The sequence below is a fragment of the Duganella hordei genome (assembly GCF_040369125.1).
Lineage (GTDB): Bacteria > Pseudomonadota > Gammaproteobacteria > Burkholderiales > Burkholderiaceae_D > Rugamonas > Rugamonas hordei.
The window spans coordinates 94,134-113,112 of the sequence record NZ_BPWI01000003.1; the positions used below are offsets into that span (position 1 = coordinate 94,134).

Sequence of the window (18,979 nt, forward strand, 5' to 3'; positions counted from 1 at the left end):
ATCTAACGCCTGATGGTCGAGGCCCGCAGGATCAGCTGCGGGTCGATGGTGACGGTGTCGGTGGCGGGCTTGCCGTCGATGGAGGCGAGCAGTTTCTCCATCGCTTCCTCGCCCATGCGTTCGCTCTGCAGGTCCACCGTGGTCAGCGCCGGCGAGGTGTACTGGCCGTACAGGATGTTGTCGAAGCCGGCCACCGATATGTCCTGCGGCAGCTTGAAGCCCAGCGTCTGCGCCTCCTTCATGAAGCCCAGCGCGATCAGGTCGTTGTAGCAGATCAGCGCATCCGGATGCTCGGCGCCGAGCATGATGGCCGAGCATATGCGCTCGCCTTCGGCCGCCGTCGGCGCGCCGGCTTCATGCAGCGTCAGTTCCAGCTTGTGCGCGGCCAGGCATTCGCGTATGCCGCCGAGGCGCTCGCTGTCGCGCCGCGAACGCGGGAAGCTCAGGTAGGCGATGCGCTTGTGGCCCAGCGATACCAGGTGCCGCGCCAGCATGTAGCCGCCGCGGTGGTCGTCGCTGATTACCCACGGTATATCGAGCCGCGTCAGGCTGCCGAAGTAGACCAGCGGCTTGCCCAGCCCCATCACCCAGTCCATCTCCGGCTCCAGCATGCGCGAGAACATGATGATGCCGTCCACGCGCCGGCTCAGCGCCTCCAGCAACGGCCGTTCGCGGTCCGGGTTTTCCTCGGTGTCGACCAGCAGCACGGTGTAGCCATGCGCCTGCGCGACGCGGTTGACGCCCTTGACGATGCTGGTGAAGTGGGGATTGGCGATGTCCAGCACCGACAGGCCGATGCTCTTGGTGCGGCCGGTGATCATCGACGCCGCCAGCGGATTGGAGCGGTAGCCCAGCTTGTCGATCACTTCCTTGATGGTGGCCTCCACCGCCGGCGAAAACCGCTGCGCGCCGTTGACGTACTTCGACACGGTGGCGGTCGAGACTCCGGCCGCCGCCGCCACATCGCGTATGGTCGCTACATTTTTTTTCATGTTCAGACTATCGTAAGGCTCGGCGACAGCGCCGCCAAAGGAACAATCTTATCATGTCGGCATGAGCGCTCAGTCGCGGCGGCGGCCAGCCGAAAAGCGAAAGCTGGTCAGCGCGTGAAAAACCTGGCCCGGATACAGCGCCGTGGTGGGGAATTGCGGGTGGTTGGGACTGTCCGGCAGGTGCTGGGTTTCAAACGCAAAACCGTCGTAGCGGCGGTAGCCCACGCCTTCGCTGCCGATCTCGCCGCCGTCGAAGCCACTGGCGCTGTTCAGCTGCAGCGCCGGCTCGGTGGTGCGCACTTCCATGCGCCGGCCGCTGGCCATGTCCTCGATCAGCGCCACCCGCTGGTAAGCGCCGGCCCGCTTGGAAAACAGCAGGCTGTGGTCGATGCCCGGCAGGCCGCCCGGCGGCGCCAGCAGCGGCACCTCGGCGGCCGTGCGCAGACGCTCGCTGATGCCGCTGGGGCGGCGGAAGTCCAGCGGCGTGCCGGCCACGCTGGCCAGCGCGCCGGTGGGGATGCGGTTGCCGTCGGTCTCGGCGTAGCGGTCGGCGGCGATCTGGAAGCGGTGCGTGGCCATGCCGCCCGTGCCGGCGCCGGCCAGGTTGTAGAAGGCGTGGTTGGTCAGGTTGAGCACCGTCGGCGCGTCGGTCGCGGCGCGGTACTCGATCTGGAATTCGTCGCGCTTGCGCAGCAGCCGGTAGGTGACGCTGACGTCCAGCGCGCCGGGGAAGTTCTGGTCGCCGTCTGGGCTGTGCAGGCGGTAGATCGAGCCTATCGATACGGCGTCGGCGAAATCCTGGCGCCGCCAGACGCGCTTGTCGTAGCCGTCCGGGTCGCCGTGGATGGCGATGCCCTTGGCGTTGGGGATCAGCTGTACGGTCCTGCCGTCCAGCGTGTAGCGGGCGTTGGCGATGCGGCCGGCATAGCGGCCGATGACGGCGGCGAAGCGGCGCTGCGTGCGTTCGTAGGAAGCCAGGTCCGGCAGGCTGAGGATGATGTTGCGGCGCCGGCCGCGGCGGTCGGCCACTTCGGCGGCGACCAGCGTGGCGCCGTAGTCGATATAGGCCAGCCGCATGCCGCGATCGTTCTCCAGCACCACCTTGTCGACCGGCTGGCCGGCGCGGCTGGTGCCGAACGGCTCGACGCGGATGCCGGCGGCCGCCGGTGCCGGTCCGGCCACGGCCAGTAACGGCACCAGCCACAGCGCCACGCGCATCATGACGGTCACAGGTCGGTGATTTCCTTGTGCCGCGGGACCAGCACCTTCATCACACACCACGCCACCAGGTAGGCCAGCGCGCAGATGGCGAACATGATCATGTAGCCGGTATGGATGTCGTTGACCGTCTTGTAGTAGTCGAACACCCAGCCGCCCAGCTTGGTCAGCAGCACGCCGCCGATGCCGCCGGCCATGCCGCCGATGCCGATCACCGACGCCACCGATTTTTGCGGGAACATGTCCGACACGGTGGTGAAGATGTTGGCCGACCAGGCCTGGTGCGCCGAGGCGCCGACGCCGATCAGCAGCACCGGCACCCAGAAGCTGATCGCGCCCAGCGGTTGCGCCAGCAGCACCACCAGCGGGAAGAAGGCGATCACCAGCATGGCTTTCATGCGGCCGTCGTAGGGCGCGTAGCCGCGCGACATGAAGTAGGTGGGGAACCAGCCGCCGCCGATGGAGCCAACCATCGTCATGCTGTACAACACGGCCAGCGGCACGACGATGGCGTTGCCCTTCATGCCGTATTGCGCCGACAGGTAGGTCGGCAGCCAGAACAGGAAGAACCACCAGACGCCGTCGGTCATGAACTTGCCGAAGGCGAAGGCCCAGGTCTGGCGGTATGTAAGCAGCTGCAGCCACGACACCTTCCTGGCTGCGGCCGCCGATTCTTCCTCGGTCTTCTCGACCGGCGCCGCCTGGTCGCTGCGGATGTAGGCCAGCTCCCTGGCCGACAGGCGCTTTTGCTGCTCCGGTTTTTCGTACAACGTGATCCACACGCTCATCCAGATGAAGCCCAGCATGCCGATCATGACGAAGGCGGTCTGCCAGCCCCACACGCTGGCGATCAGCGGCACGCAGATCGGCGCCAGGATCGCGCCGACGTTGGCGCCGGAGTTGAAGATGCCGGTGGCGAAGGAGCGTTCTTTTTTCGGGAAGTATTCGGCGGTGGCCTTGATCGCGGCAGGGAAGTTGCCGGCCTCGCCGATGGCCAGCACGGCGCGCGAGATCATGAAGCCGACAATGGACGGCACCACCACGACGCCGGCCGCGCCCAGCAGCACGCGCACGCCCTCGCCCATCGGCACCGAGAACGCGTGCATCAGGGCGCCCAGCGACCAGATGCAGATCGCCAGCACATAGGCGGCCTTGGTGCCGATCTTGTCGACCACGCGGCCGGCAAACAGCATCGAGATCGCGTAGACGAACTGGAAGGCGGCGGCGATGTTGGCGTAGTCGGTGTTGCTCCAGCCGAATTCCTTGGACAGGTCCGGCGCCAGCAGGCTCAGTACCTGCCGGTCCAGATAGTTGACGGTGGTGGCAAAAAACAACAGGGCGCAGATGGTCCAGCGGTATTTACCGACGGTTTGTCCAGCCGCTTGCGCGTTCACAGGCTCGCTCAGGTTCATGGCATCACTTATTTTCTGGTTTTTGGTGATGATCTCTCGGTCTCCACGAGATCACTCTAGTCGTATGTCATCGTACAACTATAAAACAGCTTAAGCAAGCGGAAAGATGCGGCCGCTTCAGGGAATGCGTAGAACCTTGCCGGCCGCGCCGCCCGCGCATGGCGGGCGGCGCGGCCATTGTTATATGATGACTTTTATTGCAACTTCTTGCTGTCGCCGCCCGGCGCCAGCAGCAGCGCCACCAGGCTGATCACCGCCGCGCCCGACAGATAGTAACCGACGTATTGCAGGCCGTAATTGGTCGCCAGCCAGGTGGCGATGTACGGCGCCAGCGAGGCGCCCAGGATGCCGGCCAGGTTGAACGTCAGCGAAGCGCCGGTGTAGCGCACCTCGGCCGGGAACAGCTCGGACAGGATGGTGCCCAGCGGGCCGTAGGTCATGCCCATCAGGCCCAGGCCCAGCGACAGGAAGATGGTGACCTGCACGCTGCTGCCGGAGCCGAACATCGGCGCCATCGCCAGGCCGAACACGGCGATCGCGGCCGAGACCCAGATCAGCGTCGTGCGGCGGCCGTAGCGGTCGGCCCACAGCGCGGCCACCGGTATCGTCAGGCCGAAGAACACCACGGCGAACAGCTGCTGGATCAGGAAGTCCTTGCGGCTGAACTTGAGCGCGGTGGTGCCCCAGCTCAGCGCGAACACCGTCATCAGGTAGAACAGCACGAAGGTGGCCATGGCGATCAAGGTGCCCAGCACCAGCACGCGGCGGTGGTCGCGCCACACCGTCACCACCGGCACCTTGACCCGCTCGTTCTTGTCCAGCACCTTCTGGAAGTCCGGCGTTTCATGGATCTTCAGGCGGATGTACAGGCCGACGATCACCAGCAGCGAGCTGGCCAGGAAGGGAATGCGCCAGCCGTAGCTGAAGAATTCGGCGTCGCTCAGGGTCTGGCTCAGCAGCAGGAAGATGCCGCCGGACAGGAAGAAACCGATCGGCGCGCCCAGCTGCGGGAACATGCCGTACCACGCGCGCTTGCCCGGCGGCGCGTTCTCGGTGGCCAGCAGCACGGCGCCGCCCCACTCGCCGCCCAGCCCCAGGCCCTGGCCGAAGCGGCACAGCGCCAGCAGCGCCGGCGCCAGCGTGCCGATGGTCGCATAGGTCGGCAAGGCGCCGATCACCACCGTCGACAGGCCCATGGTCAGCAGCGCCGCGACCAGCGTGGCCTTGCGGCCGATGCGGTCGCCGAAGTGGCCGAACACGGCCGAGCCTACCGGGCGGGCGAAGAAGGCGATGGCGAACGTGGCCAGCGATTGCAGCGTCGCGGCGGCCGGATCGCTGGCCGGGAAGAACAGCTTGGGGAACACCAGCACGGCGGCGGTGGCGTAGATGTAGAAATCGAAGAATTCAATCGTGGTGCCGATCAGGCTGGCAAACAGCACGGTGGCGGGGGAATTGGTCTTGGGCGATCCGGGGTGGGACTGACTCATGCTTGACGCTCCTGCGATGGATGGTGCGGGCCATCATACACACCCCCTCCGCAGGTTGCCAAGCAGATATGGTCAGCCCTTGGGATCGATCTGGGCCAGGGCGGCGCCGATGGCGTCGGCCTTCAGCGGCCGCACCAGGCGCGCCACTTCCTGGCCGTCGCGCAGGAAGATCATCGTCGGCCACAGCTTGACCCGGTAGGAGCGGCCCAGCGCGCGGCCGGGGCCGTCCTCCACCTTGTAGTGCCTGACCTGTTCGTGGCCGGCAAAGGCCTGCTCCAGCGGCGCCTGCGCGGCCATGCAGTGGCCGCACCAGTTGGCGCCGAACTCCAGCAGCGTGGCGCCGCTCATGGCGTCGACGGCGGCCCGCTCCGGCGCGGCGGGGATGTAGACTTTTTCCATGCTGTCTCCGTTACGATTGGGATTTCATTTGGGTTTCACTTGCGCGCACGGGTCGGCGCGCGGCTGCGGCGGCACACTGTGCACGGCGTCGTAGCGCCCGGTGCCGTCGGTGCCTTCGACAAATCCTTCGCTGCGCACCGTCAGCGCCGGCGCCACCTCGTTGATCCAGTGCGCCACGCCGATGTCTTTGCGCACGTGGCCGTTGCCGGCGATTAGCACGACGTCGCGCGGCTGCTGGTCGCGCACGATCTTGGCCATCCAGATGTCGCGCGCCACCTGGGCGTTGACCATGCCGCCGATCATCATCTCCGGCAGCATATTGCAATGACCGGCCATGATTTCCTTATACTGGCCGCCGCGCACGTCGGCCGGCAGCGGCTGGTCCAGCCGGTAGTCCTTGATGCTTTGCGGATCGAAGGTGGCGGTGATGCCGTCGCGCACCACGCGCGAGGCGTCGCTGCGCGACAGGTTGGCGGCGATCAGCGGCAGCTGGTAGGTCAGCGCCAGCTGGATCACCGGATAGTACAGCTGCCAGTCCCAGCGCGGGCCGCCGACCACGCGGATCACGCATTGCGCGTCCAGGCAGCCTTTTTGCGCCTTGCTCAGCACGTCCTGGTTTTCCCGGTCGAACTGCTCCATGACGATGGCCGGGCGCCAGCCCGCTTCGATCCGCTGGCGCAGCAGCTCGTAGCGCAGCTTGTGGCCCTGCGCATTGTCGTGCACCTCGCCCAGCAGCAGCACCTGCGGATTGACGGACGCGGCCGCCACGGCGGGAGCGGCGGACGGGGGCGCTGCCGCCGGCGCCCTGGCCCCGCTGGCACAACCGGCCAGGACAGCCAGCGTGGCGACGGCCAAGCTTGGTTTAAATGTAGAATTCATCGGCGGCGACTGTTGTTGCGATGCAAAAATAAATTGTTTTGAGAGAAATAGAGATGGCAATGTGTCATGAAACATGTTCTAATATCAAAACAGTAGAGCACGGTACACCCAATCCGTGCCACACGCAGTATTAATATCCTGCCCATGCAGCATTGCCAGGAGTCATTTTGAAAATTTCGACCTTAATTACCGCCATTTTGCTGGCCGCAGGCCTGTCCGCCGCCGCATTGGCCCAGGCGGAAACGCCGGCAAAAGACAAAGTTGCAACCGCAACAATTGTACTCGCTCACTGCGACGCCAACGGCGCCGCCCCGTGCGACATCAACAACAACGCCGCCGCCACATCGCCTGAAGACAGCGATCCGGCCGCCCTGCCGCCCGACGATCCCAAGCGCCAGCAGCCGGTCGAGCCGATGACCCAGGTGCCGGAACCGCAAACCTTCATTTTGCTGATGCTGGGCTTGGTGGTACTGGGCTTTGCGTCGCGCGGCCGCAAAGTGTCGGAGAAGTTCGGCGACTGACGCCGGCGCCGGGCGCTACAGTCCGCATACCGCGTGGATATTGGTGATGGAAACGCCATGCAAGATGGCGCGCAGGATGCAGTAGAGTTTTTGCACGCCGTTGTCGGTGGCCAGCACCAGGAACACCGCCAGCGCCAGCGCCACGCCAGCCAGGATCAACAAACCTTTAATCGTGTCTTTATTCATGCGGCATTCTAGCGTGGCGCCGCCTGCTTAAGCAACGGCGGGCAGCGCATAGTCGAAATCGTAGTAGTGCTTGCCGCCCTCGATACGGATCTGCAGCTTGCCGCTGAGGCCGGCCAGTTCATCGCGGCCCGAATCGGCCACCACCAGCACCGCTAGGCCGGCCGCGCCGCGCTCCATGGTGCCCGTATGATGCAGCAGGAAGCTGCCGCGCCGCCCTTCCAGCGTCCCCTGCACCAACTCCATCGCCACATAGGCACCCGACATCAGCGCGCGGTCCATGAAGGCCAGCATCTCGCCCTTGCCGCTGGCCTCCAGCGGGCCGTGGTACTGCTTGTCGAGCGACATGCGGCCGAGGCCGGTTTCGGCCGCCACCGTGGACATCGCCTCGGGCGCCATCTTGACGCTGAATTCACCGCTAACGGTAGTCATGCTGATCCTGTCTAAGTATGCAGATGGGCTTCGGCCGCCTGCGCGGCCTGTTCGTCGACCGGCGTCACGCACGGCATGCGCAGCACGAAACTGGCGCCCTGCCCCAGTACGCTGGAGACGGTAATGGTGCCGCCAAACTGCTTGGCCATCAAGTTGAACACGATATTCAGTCCGAGCCCGGTGCCCCCCTGCCCGCGCCGGGTGGTGACGAACGGGTCGAACACCTTGTCGATCATGTCCGGCGGGATGCCCTTGCCATTGTCGGTCACCTGCATCTCGATCCAGTCCGCCTGCTGCGCCACGCCGATGGTGATGCGGCCCTCGTCGTCCGGATCGAACGCGTGCTCGACGCAGTTCAAGGTCAGGTTGGTGATCACCTGCGCCAGCGCGCCGGGATAGCTGTCGAGCATGATGTCCGGCGGACAGGCGATGCTGACGACGATGCGGGTCTTCTTCAGCTTGGGCTGCAGGCTGGACACCACCTCGTTGATGTAGTCGCGCAGCTCGAAACGGCGGCGCGCCTCGCTGACCTGGTCGACCGCGATCTGCTTGAAGCTGTGGATCAGGTGCGCCGCGCGGTAGGCGTTGTTCATGATCAGGCGCGTGCTCTCGGAAGCCGTGTCCAGGTAGCGCATGATGTCGGACTTCTTGATGTTGCCGCCGTCGACCGACTGCTTGACCTTTTCGGTGGCCTCCATCAGCACCGAGGCGCTGGTCAGCGCGATGCCGACCGGCGTGTTGATCTCGTGGGCCACGCCGGCCACCAGCCCGCCCAGCGAGGCCAGCCGTTCGGCCTGCAGCAGCGATTCCTGTGTGCGGCGCAGGTCGTCGAGCGCCTTGGCCGTGGTCTGCGCCGACTTGCGCGCCTCGTCCTCGGCCTCGCGGATGCGCTGGATATTCGATTTGACCTTGCGCTGGATGGCGTTGAAGCCGCGGATCACCTCGCCCAGTTCGTCGTGGCGGCTGTCCGGCAGTTCCTCGACCTCGTCGCTGCCGCGCGTGGCCAGGTCGAACAGGCCGTCGCGCAGCCGCTTGAGCGGATCGAACACGATGCGCAGCGACAGCGCCAGCGCGGCCACCAGGATCAGGTCCAGCAGCAGCACCTCGGTGACCTTGCGGCGCACTTCGGCGGCCAAGGTGGCGTCGATCTGCGCGCGGCTGAAGTTGACCACCACGCGGCCGACGATGACCGGCTTGAGCGAGGCGCCGGCGGCGCCGGAATCGCGGTAGGCCAGGTCCGCCACCACCGGCGAGCCGCCGACGGCGGCATCGTTCTCGATCGAGCTGACGCTGCCGTTTTCATTGCGCAGCTTGCCGGAGAACAGGCCGACCGAGGTGTCGTAGACGCGGATCGACACCAGCTCCGGCGGCAGCATCTCGGCGGCGACGATGTTGTCGACCTTGGCCTTGTCCAGGTCCCACAGCGCCGACGGCAAGCTGGTTTGCAGCCGGGTCAGCACGCCCTGGCGCAGCCGCTGGCTGCTGACTTCCAGCTCGTGTCCCAGGCTGTATTGGGCATACGTGCCGGAAATGCCGAGCACCAGCGTCACGATGACCACGAAAAGCAGCGTCAAGCGGCCTTGAATCCCGAACATCGGCTAACCTCCCTGGCAACATGGAATTGACGGCAACGTCCCAATGTACGGTATGGCATGAGACTTGGCAAGAATTAGGACATAACCCTTGGGACAAAACCGCCGGCAGACTTTGCCCGCTTGCAATGGTAAGATCAGGCAATGTAGATCAGGTGGCAAAACGGAGGACGTCATGACTAGCAATTATCAACCCTTGAACCTGGCGCAGGTGCGGCCGGGGATGGTCTTGTCCGACGAATTGCTGGACGTGCAGGGCCATGTGCTGTTGCCGCAGGGCACGGTCTTGACCGAGGCCATGCTGGCGCTGATGCCGCGCCACGGCATCGCCGTGCTGCCCATCCTGCAGCAGGAGGTGTCGCCGGAAGCAGTGCAGGCAACGCTGAACCATCACGAGGCCCGCATCGCCCAGCTGTTCCGTAAAAACGACGCCGACAGCGACAGCGACTGGGCCACCGCCACGCTGCGCCGCTTCGTCTCGGACTTCCGCCTGGGCACAGAGGAGACGCCGGAGCATGAGTAATACGCTGAGTTACGACGACGTCGTCCGCACGCTGGACGACCTGCCATCGCTGCCGGCGGTGGTGATGGAGCTGCTCAACAGCATAGACCAGGACGATGTCGATATTTCCGTGCTGGCCAAGAAGGTGTCGCACGACCAGGCGCTGACGGCCAAGACCTTGCGCCTGGCCAACTCGTCGCTGTACGGCCTGCAGGTCAAGGTGACCACGATCCAGCAGGCGATCACCTACCTGGGCTTCCAGACCACGCGCAACCTGATCACGGCGGCCGCCGTCACCGGCTGCTTTGCCGAGGGCCATTGCCCGGGCTTCGACCACAAGGCGTTCTGGCGCCATTCGATCGCCACCGCCGCCTGCGCCAAGGTGCTGGCGCGGCAGATGCGTTTCAACCAGGATTACGCCTTCACGGCGGGCTTGCTGCACGACATAGGCCGGCTGGTGCTGGTGTCCTGCTTCCCCAACCAGTATTCGGAAACCATCGCCTACCGCGCCGACCACGACTGCTACCTGCTGGACGCGGAGCGCGCCGTGCTGGGCATCGATCATGTCGACGCCGGCCTGGCGCTGGCTGAACACTGGAATTTTTCCGATACGATGCGGCTGGCCATCGGCGGCCATCACGATCCGGAGGCGCCGGGCGCAGGGTTCCTGGCCGCCATCATTCACGTGGCGGACGCCATAGTGCATGCGCTCGATCTGGCGCAGGTGCAGGACGATCTGGTCCCGCCCGTATCCACCGTGGCCTGGACTGCGCTGGGCCTCGATGAAGAAATCTATCTGCAATTGTTCCGCGAGACGGAACTGCAATATGAAGAAATTTCCATGGTGCTGCTGAGCTGACGAATCAGCTGTGAAGCGGCGGCTGGCTGCCGGCCGGGCTGGGGTCAGCCACGGCGACGGCAGCAGCGGATGCGCGGGCGCATCAGTGACGCGCGTAGGTTCCGGCTTCGGCCTTTTCAGTGCGTTCCTCTGGCTTCGGACGGCCCTGGGCATCGGACAGACGATACTTGGTGCGGCGGTCGCCCATCAGATCGCGCAGGTCGCGGATGCTCATGCCGGTCACTTCATGCATGCGGATCAGCAGCGAGGCGCCCACCGGCAGGCGGTGATGGCGGATCTTGCTGATGACCGGCGGCGCGACTTCCAGCAAACGCGACAGCGCGGCATCGTTTTTCAGTTGCATCTTGCCGAGCAAGATATCCAGGAGGTGGTTCGGGTTGTAGCTTTCCTGGGAAGCGAGAGCGTGGTGTGCCATGATTTTCCTCGTTGAGTTGGGTGATCGGATAGTGCTGGTTCGAACTTAAGGACAACTTAGATACTTTCAATAAAGTTCGTTACTGCTGAATTGCCTTTCGTGCAAGATTATTCTATGCTTAAAAGGGCCTGTTCCAGCCGGTACGCGCAGAGCGAAGATTGTTCGACATCAATCGCCGGCTAGAAACCTTAGCAACAATGCTATTTCATCACATGGGGCCCGAGGGTGTCGCACGCAAGAACTTGTAGGAAACTGTTACACAAAGCAAGTTCGTCTTTACACAGACGGGGGAAGGCGAAATGAGGCGGCAATGAGGCGATAACGCGGCGCGGACGGCGTTGCCGCCGTCCGGCGAAAGCGGGGTTTATGCGGTGGTGTCGATGTTGCGGCCGAGCGTGGTGTTGCCGCTGTCGCGGCGTTGCAGTTCGGCACGCTGGTCGGCCGCTTCGGCCTCGCGGCGCTGGGTCGCCGTGGCGTCCTCGTTAGCCTGGGCGCGGGTGCGCTGGGCGTCGGTATTTTTTTCCACGCGGTTTTGCACCGCACGCTCGGCCTCGCCGCTGCGCGCCAGGCCTTCGGCGCGTTCGGTCTGGCTGGCCTGCTGGGCGCGCTGCGTATCGCGGTTGGCGCGCGTCTCGCGCTGGTTGGCCGCCTGGATGCCCTCCAGCGGCGTGCTGATGCGCGACGACGAAATCGAATTAACCGCCATGAAACCCTCCGGAGTGCTGATCGATAGTGACGAATAATGACTATTGGCCACGCTTTAAATGTAGAAGCGCGGCGCGGCAAAATCAAGCACTATCGCGGTTGGCGCAGGCAAATTACGTTAAACTATCGGCTGCGCCGGTCCCGCCGGCCTCTCTCATAAAGCATTCCATTGAAAACCAAAACCCCAGTCCAGCCGTACTACTTTGTTCCGGAACCGCTCGACAACGCGCGGCTGGCACATTTGTGCGGCCCCCTCGACGAAAACCTGCGCCAGATTTCCGCCGCGCTGGACGTCACCATTTTCCGTCGCGGCGAGAAATTCATCGTCAGCGGCCACAACGCCGAACGGGCGGTGCAGATCCTCGAACAGTTCTACGCGGTCGCCAACAAGATCGTCCCGATTGAAGAAGTGCAACTGGCGCTGGTCGAGCAGCGCGCCGGCCTGGCGGTCGCCTCCGCCGCGATCGCCGCCGCCGCCGCGCCCGACCAGCCGCGCCCGCTGGAGGCGCCGTTCGTCGAACCCGAGATCAACAGCCCCATCCTGAAGACCCGGCGCGCCGACCTGCGCGGCCGCACGCCGCACCAGATCCGCTACCTGCGCAACATCCTCGAGCACGACATCAGCTTCGGCGTCGGCCCGGCCGGCACCGGCAAGACCTACCTGGCCGTGGCCTGCGCGGTCGACGCGCTCGAGCGCGACGCCGTCAAGCGCATCATCCTGACCCGTCCCGCCGTCGAGGCCGGCGAGCGCCTGGGCTTCCTGCCGGGCGACCTGGCGCAAAAGGTCGATCCCTACCTGCGCCCGCTGTACGACGCGCTGTACGACCTGCTCGGCTTCGACCGCACGCAGAAAATGTTCGAGAAGCAGGTGATCGAGATCGCCCCGCTGGCCTATATGCGCGGCCGCACGCTGAACCACGCCTTCGTCATCCTCGACGAGGCGCAGAACACCACCGTCGAGCAGATGAAGATGTTCCTGACGCGCATAGGCTTCGGCAGCAAGGCCGTGGTCACCGGCGACGTCACGCAGGTCGATCTGCACAAGAGCCAGAAGAGCGGCCTGGTCGACGCCATCCAGGTGCTGAAGGACGTGCGCGGCATCGCCTTCAGCCACTTCAACAGCGAAGACGTGGTGCGCCACCCGCTGGTGGCGCGCATCGTCGACGCCTACGAGACGGCGCACAACCACGAAGCGGAAATCGCTCCCCTACTCAAAGCCACGGCTCTCAAAAATGTCCGTAAAAAATAAACTGACGCTGTCGGTGCAGTATCCCGACGCCCGTTTGCAGGAAACCATCCCCCGTCCGAAGATCCGCCGCTGGGTGCAGGCCGCGCTGTTCGCGCCGGCCGAGCTGACGATACGCTTCGTCGACGCCGAGGAAGGCCGCACGCTGAACCGCGAATACCGCGAAAAGGACTACGCCACCAACGTGCTGACCTTCGCCTACAACGAAGGGGAGGAGTTGCCGGACGATGCGCCGACCCAGGCCGACATCATCCTCTGCACCGACGTGCTGCAAAAGGAAGCGGCCGAGCAAAAGAAGACCGTGGAGGAACATACGGCCCACCTGATCATCCACGGCGTGCTGCACGCCCAGGGCTACGACCACATGGACGACGAGGAAGCGGCCGAGATGGAAGGCATCGAAACCGAGATCCTGGCCGGCCTCGGCATGGCCGATCCCTACGCCGATTGACGCGCCGGGAGCTGTCTTTTTGACAAAAACGGCTCCTGCTCCCCATTTCGTGTATCCTATACCCCTTCGAAACAACGGCTCACGCCTCCTATGCAAGAGCACTCTAGTGGCGTCAAGACTGACGCCAAACCCCATCGGTCGCTGTTTGAACGCCTGACCGCACTGATTTCCCCCGAGCCAGAGAACCGCGCGGAACTGCTCGAAGTTCTGCACGACGCCCACGAACGCAACCTGATCGACGCCGACGCCCTGTCGATGATCGAAGGCGTGTTCCAGGTGTCGGACCTGTCCGCCCGCGACATCATGATTCCACGCTCGCAGATGGACGTCATCGACATCTCCAAGCCGATCGAGGAATGGCTGCCACTGGTGCTGCAGACCGCCCACTCGCGCTTCCCCGCCATCGAAGGCGAGCGCGACAAGGTGATCGGCATCCTGCTGGCCAAGGACCTGCTGCGCTACTACGCCGAGGAATCGTTCGACGTGCGCGACATGCTGCGCCCGGCCATCTTCATTCCCGAATCGAAACGCCTGAACGTGCTGCTGCGCGACTTCCGCGCCAACCACAACCACATGGCCATCGTGGTGGACGAGTACAGCGGCGTGGCCGGCCTGATCACCATCGAGGACGTGCTGGAGCAGATCGTCGGCGACATCGAGGACGAATACGATTTCGACGAGGAAGAGGACAACATCCTGTCGATCAAGGAAGGCGTGCACGGCCCGCGCTGGCGCATCAAGGCGCTGACCGAGATCGCCCAGTTCAACGAAGAACTCGACACGGCGCTGCCTGAAGACGACGTCGACACCATCGGCGGCCTGGTCGCCAAGCACCTGGCGCGCATGCCGCACAAGGGCGACGTCTTCGATTTCGAAGGCATGCGTTTCGAAGTGCTGCGCGCCGATGCCCGCCAGATCCATGTGCTGCTGGTGGAGAAACTGCCGCCTGCCGCGATCGACGGCGACGACGCGTGATGCGCTTTCGCCGCGCCAATCCGAACGATCCCCCCAAGCCGCAACGCCCGACCCGAGGCCGGATGATCATCACCGGCCTGGCCGGCGCCCTGTGCGTGTTCGCCTTCGCGCCGTTCGGCTGGTGGCCGCTGGAGATCCTCGGCCTGGCGACCCTGTTCTACCAGGTGCTGCGCAGCAGCGACGTCAGGGCCGCCGCGCTGATCGGCTGGGCCTTCGGCTTCGGCTGGACCGCCGCCGGCACCCACTGGCTTTACGTTTCCCTGCATACCTACGGCGCCATGCCGGCGCCGCTGGCGGTGGCCGCCGTGCTGCTGCTGGCCGCCGCCATGGGCCTGTACGTCGCGCTGGCGATGGGCGGCGCGGCCTGGCTGCGCAAGCGCTGGGCGCTGCCGCTGCCGGCCGCCAACCTGCTGGTGCTGCCGGCCATGTGGTCGCTGTTCGAATGGATACGCGGCTGGCTGTTCACCGGTTTCCCGTGGCTGTCGGCCGGCTACGCGCACAATCACAGCCCGCTGGCCGGCTACGCCCCGGTGATCGGCATGTACGGCCTGGGCTGGCTGGCGGCGGTCGTCGCCGGCGCCCTGCTGTTGCTGGCGCACCGCACCCGTTTGAAGGCGGCCGCGCTGATCGTCGCCATTCCGGCGGCCGGCTTCGGCCTGAGCCTGCTGCACTGGACCTACCCTGAAGGCAAGCCGATCTCGGTGCGCCTGCTGCAGGGGAATATTCCGCAAGATGAAAAATTCAACGGCGCCCACGTGCAGGCGACGATGAAGCTGTACCAGGACGCCATCATGGCCGCGCCGGCCGACCTGATCGCCACGCCGGAGACGGCCATCGTCATGCTGCCGCAGCAGCTGCCGCCGGACTACCTGCCGGGCATCGCCCAGTTCCTGAACAAGACCAACAGCAACCTGATCCTCGGCATCCCGCTGGCCGACAGCCAGACCGCCTACTTCAACAGCGTGATCGGCATCCCGTCCAAGCTGGGTTCGAGCTACTACCGCTACGACAAGCACCACCTGGTGCCGTACGGCGAGTTCATCCCGTTCGGCTTCCGCTGGTTCGTCAACCTGATGTCGATCCCGCTGGGCGACATGACCAGCGGGCGCGACATCCAGCCGGCGTTCGCCATCAAGGACCAGCGCGTGCTGCCCAACATCTGCTACGAAGACTTGTTCGGCGAAGAGATCGCCGGCCAGCTGAACAACCCGGCGCAGGGCCAGAAACCGGCCACCATGCTGCTCAACACCTCGAACCTGGCCTGGTTTGGCGACACCATCGCCATCCCCCAGCATTTGCAGATCTCGCAGATGCGCACGCTGGAAACGGGCCGCCCGATGCTGCGGGCGACCAATACCGGCGCCACCGCCATCATCAATGGCCAAGGCACCGTCGTCCAGCAACTGCCGGTGAACACCTACGGCACGCTGGCGGCGCTGGTGCAGGGCATGGCCGGCAGCACGCCCTACATCCTGTGGGGAAACAAGCTGTTCCTGGCGTTGGCCGCGCTGTCGCTGGCTGGCGCCTGGTTTTGGGCCCGGCGCGCAAAAAACCAGCCAAAAGCCGCTTAATCTCTACAGGCTCCCTGTAAAACCCGCTAAAATTGCCGCTTTAGCGAAACTGCAACCGCACGCCCCGATGTGTGCCACCGACTACACAAGATGCTGACATTTCAACAAATTATCCTGACCTTGCAAACCTACTGGGACCAGCAAGGCTGCGCCCTGCTCCAGCCCTACGACATGGAAGTCGGCGCCGGCACCTTCCACACCGGTACCTTCCTGCGCGCGATCGGCCCCGAGCCCTGGCGCGCGGCCTACGTGCAGCCGTCGCGCCGCCCGAAGGACGGCCGCTATGGCGAAAACCCGAACCGCGGCCAGCACTACTACCAGTACCAGGTGGTGATGAAGCCGGCGCCGGAAAACATCCTGGACCTGTACCTGGGTTCGCTGGAAGCGCTGGGCCTGGACCTGAAGCAGAACGACGTCCGCTTCGTCGAGGACGACTGGGAATCGCCGACCCTGGGCGCCTGGGGCCTCGGTTGGGAAGTCTGGCTGAACGGCATGGAAGTGACGCAGTTCACCTACTTCCAGCAAGTCGGCGGCCTCGATTGCAAGCCGGTGCTGGGCGAGATCACCTACGGCATCGAACGCCTGGCGATGTACCTGCAGGGCGTCGAGAACATGTACGACCTGGTGTGGACCACGTGGGAAGAGAACGGCGTGACCAAGACGCTGAAGTACGGCGACGTGTTCCACCAGAACGAAGTGGAACAGTCGGCCTACAACTTCGAGCACTCGAACACCGAGCTGCTGTTCGCCCAGTTCAACAACCACGAGTCGGAAGCCAAGCGCCTGATCGAGCTGCAACTGACCTTGCCCGCCTACGAGCAGATCATGAAGGCCTCGCACAGCTTCAACCTGCTCGACGCGCGCGGCGCCATCTCCGTGACCGAGCGCGCCGCCTACATCGGCCGCGTGCGCGCCCTGTCGCGCCTGGTCGCGCAAGCCTACTACGATTCGCGTGAGCGCCTGGGCTTCCCTATGGCTCCCGCCGCCGTCGCCGTTGCTGAATAAACGATATAAATAATATGACTCAAACTCTGCTCATCGAACTGCTGACCGAAGAACTGCCGCCGAAGGCGCTCGCCAAACTGGGCAAGGCTTTCGCGGACGGCATCGTCAACGGACTGAAATCGCGCGACTTCCTGGAAGCCGACAGCGTCGCCACCTCGTTCGCCTCGCCGCGCCGCCTGGCCGTCTCCATCACCAAGGTGCGCGCCACCTCGCCGGACAAGTCGATCCGCGAAAAAGTGCTGCCGGTCTCCGTGGCGCTGGACGCCGCCGGCAACGGCACGCCGCCGCTGGCCAAGAAACTGGCAGCGCTGGGCTTCCCCAACCTGACCGTGGCCGACCTGGAGCGCGCACAGGACGGCAAGGCCGAAAGCTTCTTCTACACCTACACCGCGGCCGGCAGCGCGCTGCAAGCGGGCCTGCAAGCCGCATTGGAAGACTCGGTCGCCAAGCTGCCGATTCCCAAGGTGATGAGCTACCAGCGTCCGGACGGCGCCACCGTGCAGTTCGTGCGCCCGGCGCACAGCCTGATCGCGCTGCACGGCGCCACCGTGCTGCCGTTGACGCTGCTGGGCCTGACCGCCTCCAACGTCAGCGAAGGCCACCGCTTCCTGACCGCGCCGGGCAAGCGCCTGGTCACCATCGCCGACGCCGACAGCTACGCCGCCACCCTGGCCACCGAGGGCAAGGTGCTGGCCAGCGTTGAACAGCGCAAGGAAAAAATCCGCGCCGAGCTGCTGGCCAAGGCCGGCGCCGACCAGGTGCTGATGCCCGAAGCGCTGCTGGACGAAGTGGCCGCGCTGGTCGAATGGCCGGTGGTCTACGAGTGCAAGTTCGAGGAAGAGTTCCTGGCCGTGCCGCAGGAATGCCTGATCCTGACCATGCAGACCAACCAGAAATACTTCGCGCTGACCGACACCGCCGGCAAGCTGCGTTCGCGCTTCCTGATCGTCTCCAACATCGCCACCGACACGCCGGCCGCCATCATCGACGGCAACGAGCGCGTGGTGCGTCCGCGCCTGTCCGACGCCAAGTTCTTCTTCGAGCAGGACAAGAAGAAAACGCTGGAATCGCGCCTGCCGCTGCTGGAAAAAATCGTCTACCACAACAAGCTGGGCACGCAAGGCGCGCGCGGCGAACGCGTGGCCGCGCTGGCCGCGTTCATCGCCACCGCCATCGGCGGCGACGCCGCGCTGGCAAGCCGCGCCGCCAAGCTGTCGAAGGCCGACCTGGTCACCGAGATGGTGGGCGAGTTCCCCGAGCTGCAAGGCATCATGGGCACCTACTACGCCCGCAACGACGGCGAGCCGGAAGACGTGGCGCTGGCCGCGTCCGAGCACTACCAGCCGCGCTTTGCCGGCGACGCCCTGCCGTCCACCGTCACCGGCACCGCCGTGGCGCTGGCCGACAAGCTGGAAACCCTGGTCGGCATCTGGGCCATCGGCCTGGCGCCAACCGGCGACAAGGATCCGTTCGCGCTACGCCGCCACGCGCTGGGCGTGCTGCGCATGCTGATCGAGAAGCGCCTGCCGCTGTCGATCTCCGGCCTGCTGGCGCACGCCTCGCAGCTGTTCGCCTCCGTGGCCGGCTTCAAGGATCCAGGCGCCGATGTCTATACCTTCATGATCGACCGCCTGCGCGGCATCCTGCGCGAGCGCGGCTTCTCGCCGAACGAGATCGAAGCGGTCGTGGCGCAGAATCCGGACCGCCTGGACGACATCGTGCAGCGCCTGGAGGCCGTGCAGGCCTTCGCCGCGCTGCCGGAATCGGCCTCGCTGGCCGGCGCCAACAAGCGCATCACCAACATCCTGAAGAAGAACGAGGAAGCGCTGGCAGCCGCCGGCAACAGCGGCGTCAACGTCTCCCTGCTGCAGGACGCGGCCGAGAAGAACCTCAACACCGCCGTGGTGCGCGTGCTGCCTGAAATCGACGCGGCGTTCAACCGCGGCGACTTCGCCGGCACGCTCAAAACGCTGGCGCAGTTGCGCGAGGAAGTCGACGCCTTCTTCAACGACGTCATGGTCATGGCCGAGGATGTCGCGCTGCGCAACAACCGCCTTGCGTTGCTGTCGTCGCTGCACGGCATGATGAACCGCGTGGCCGACATTTCGAAACTGGCGGCGTAAATGGGTACGCCG

The 18,979-nt window shown here is 65.0% G+C and carries 20 protein-coding genes; 9 read left to right on the plus strand and 11 right to left on the minus strand.

What is annotated here, in order from left to right; all coding sequences use genetic code 11:
• Window positions 1-2 precede the first annotated feature (2 nt).
• The 6 genes from ABWW33_RS08515 to ABWW33_RS08540 all read right to left on the minus strand — a co-directional run bounded on the left by ABWW33_RS08515 (window position 3) and on the right by ABWW33_RS08540 (window position 6,387).
• Window positions 3-992 (minus strand): LacI family DNA-binding transcriptional regulator, encoded by a 990-nt coding sequence (locus ABWW33_RS08515; RefSeq protein ID WP_176652541.1) that lies wholly within the window; start codon window positions 990-992, stop codon window positions 3-5.
• A gap of 69 nt (window positions 993-1,061) precedes the next feature.
• A complete protein-coding gene (locus ABWW33_RS08520) occupies window positions 1,062-2,213 on the minus strand; it encodes an aldose epimerase family protein (RefSeq protein ID WP_353401411.1) in 1,152 nt (383 codons plus the stop codon).
• A 5-nt stretch (window positions 2,214-2,218) separates the two neighbouring features.
• Window positions 2,219-3,622 carry an MFS transporter gene (locus tag ABWW33_RS08525; protein ID WP_176652539.1) on the minus strand — a complete coding sequence of 468 codons (1,404 nt, stop codon included), beginning with the start codon at window positions 3,620-3,622 and terminating at the stop codon, window positions 2,219-2,221.
• A gap of 194 nt (window positions 3,623-3,816) precedes the next feature.
• On the minus strand, window positions 3,817-5,109 hold the full coding sequence (locus ABWW33_RS08530; RefSeq protein WP_353400842.1) for an MFS transporter: 1,293 nt from the start codon (window positions 5,107-5,109) through the stop codon (window positions 3,817-3,819).
• 72 nt (window positions 5,110-5,181) lie between these two features.
• Entirely contained in the window at window positions 5,182-5,508 is a 327-nt protein-coding gene (locus tag ABWW33_RS08535) for a thioredoxin family protein (RefSeq protein WP_176652537.1), read from the minus strand.
• Between the two features lie 24 nt (window positions 5,509-5,532).
• Window positions 5,533-6,387, minus strand: a complete 855-nt coding sequence (locus ABWW33_RS08540; protein WP_176652536.1) for a ChaN family lipoprotein — start codon at window positions 6,385-6,387, stop codon at window positions 5,533-5,535.
• 167 nt (window positions 6,388-6,554) lie between these two features.
• On the opposite strand from ABWW33_RS08540, the gene ABWW33_RS08545 reads away from it, so the two are divergent.
• Entirely contained in the window at window positions 6,555-6,908 is a 354-nt protein-coding gene (locus ABWW33_RS08545; protein ID WP_353400844.1) for a PEP-CTERM sorting domain-containing protein, read from the plus strand.
• A 15-nt stretch (window positions 6,909-6,923) separates the two neighbouring features.
• On the opposite strand, the gene ABWW33_RS08550 is transcribed toward ABWW33_RS08545, so the two are convergent.
• The 3 genes from ABWW33_RS08550 to ABWW33_RS08560 are packed head-to-tail and all read right to left on the minus strand — an operon-like array spanning window position 6,924 to window position 9,118.
• Window positions 6,924-7,094, minus strand: coding sequence for a hypothetical protein (locus ABWW33_RS08550; RefSeq protein ID WP_353400846.1), 171 nt, complete (start codon window positions 7,092-7,094; stop codon window positions 6,924-6,926).
• Between the two features lie 27 nt (window positions 7,095-7,121).
• Complete coding sequence (locus ABWW33_RS08555) at window positions 7,122-7,523, minus strand: DUF3224 domain-containing protein (RefSeq protein ID WP_353400848.1); 402 nt, start codon at window positions 7,521-7,523, stop codon at window positions 7,122-7,124.
• Window positions 7,524-7,534: 11 nt separating this feature from the next.
• A complete protein-coding gene (locus ABWW33_RS08560) occupies window positions 7,535-9,118 on the minus strand; it encodes a sensor histidine kinase (protein ID WP_176652532.1) in 1,584 nt (527 codons plus the stop codon).
• 172 nt (window positions 9,119-9,290) lie between these two features.
• On the opposite strand from ABWW33_RS08560, the gene ABWW33_RS08565 reads away from it, so the two are divergent.
• Together ABWW33_RS08565 and ABWW33_RS08570 are read left to right on the plus strand one after the other, a co-directional pair.
• The gene (locus ABWW33_RS08565; RefSeq protein WP_353400850.1) at window positions 9,291-9,638 is read left to right on the plus strand and encodes a hypothetical protein; all 348 of its coding nucleotides are present in this window, start codon (window positions 9,291-9,293) and stop codon (window positions 9,636-9,638) included.
• A complete protein-coding gene (locus tag ABWW33_RS08570) occupies window positions 9,631-10,476 on the plus strand; it encodes an HDOD domain-containing protein (RefSeq protein WP_176652530.1) in 846 nt (281 codons plus the stop codon). Before ABWW33_RS08565 ends, ABWW33_RS08570 begins: the two co-directional genes overlap by 8 nt.
• Before the next feature lie 82 nt (window positions 10,477-10,558).
• Here the strand turns inward: ABWW33_RS08570 and ABWW33_RS08575 are convergent, their stop codons facing one another.
• Window positions 10,559-10,891 carry a hypothetical protein gene (locus tag ABWW33_RS08575; protein WP_176652529.1) on the minus strand — a complete coding sequence of 111 codons (333 nt, stop codon included), beginning with the start codon at window positions 10,889-10,891 and terminating at the stop codon, window positions 10,559-10,561.
• A 364-nt stretch (window positions 10,892-11,255) separates the two neighbouring features.
• Entirely contained in the window at window positions 11,256-11,597 is a 342-nt protein-coding gene (locus ABWW33_RS08580; RefSeq protein ID WP_353400853.1) for a hypothetical protein, read from the minus strand.
• 168 nt (window positions 11,598-11,765) lie between these two features.
• On the opposite strand from ABWW33_RS08580, the gene ABWW33_RS08585 reads away from it, so the two are divergent.
• From ABWW33_RS08585 to glyS, 6 genes are all read left to right on the plus strand, one after another.
• Window positions 11,766-12,845: a PhoH family protein gene (locus ABWW33_RS08585; RefSeq protein WP_176652527.1), complete on the plus strand. Its 1,080-nt coding sequence runs from the start codon at window positions 11,766-11,768 to the stop codon at window positions 12,843-12,845.
• Window positions 12,829-13,293 carry an rRNA maturation RNase YbeY gene (gene ybeY, locus ABWW33_RS08590; protein ID WP_353400854.1) on the plus strand — a complete coding sequence of 155 codons (465 nt, stop codon included), beginning with the start codon at window positions 12,829-12,831 and terminating at the stop codon, window positions 13,291-13,293. The genes ABWW33_RS08585 and ybeY overlap by 17 nt, the downstream gene beginning before the upstream one ends.
• 90 nt (window positions 13,294-13,383) lie before the next feature.
• A complete protein-coding gene (locus ABWW33_RS08595; RefSeq protein ID WP_176652525.1) occupies window positions 13,384-14,268 on the plus strand; it encodes a CorC family transporter in 885 nt (294 codons plus the stop codon).
• A complete protein-coding gene (gene lnt / locus ABWW33_RS08600; protein WP_353401413.1) occupies window positions 14,268-15,839 on the plus strand; it encodes an apolipoprotein N-acyltransferase in 1,572 nt (523 codons plus the stop codon). The genes ABWW33_RS08595 and lnt overlap by 1 nt, the downstream gene beginning before the upstream one ends.
• A 90-nt stretch (window positions 15,840-15,929) precedes the next feature.
• Window positions 15,930-16,844, plus strand: coding sequence for a glycine--tRNA ligase subunit alpha (gene glyQ, locus ABWW33_RS08605; RefSeq protein WP_353400856.1), 915 nt, complete (start codon window positions 15,930-15,932; stop codon window positions 16,842-16,844).
• A 14-nt stretch (window positions 16,845-16,858) separates the two neighbouring features.
• Window positions 16,859-18,967: a glycine--tRNA ligase subunit beta gene (gene glyS, locus ABWW33_RS08610; protein WP_353400858.1), complete on the plus strand. Its 2,109-nt coding sequence runs from the start codon at window positions 16,859-16,861 to the stop codon at window positions 18,965-18,967.
• Window positions 18,968-18,979: the final 12 nt, after the last annotated feature.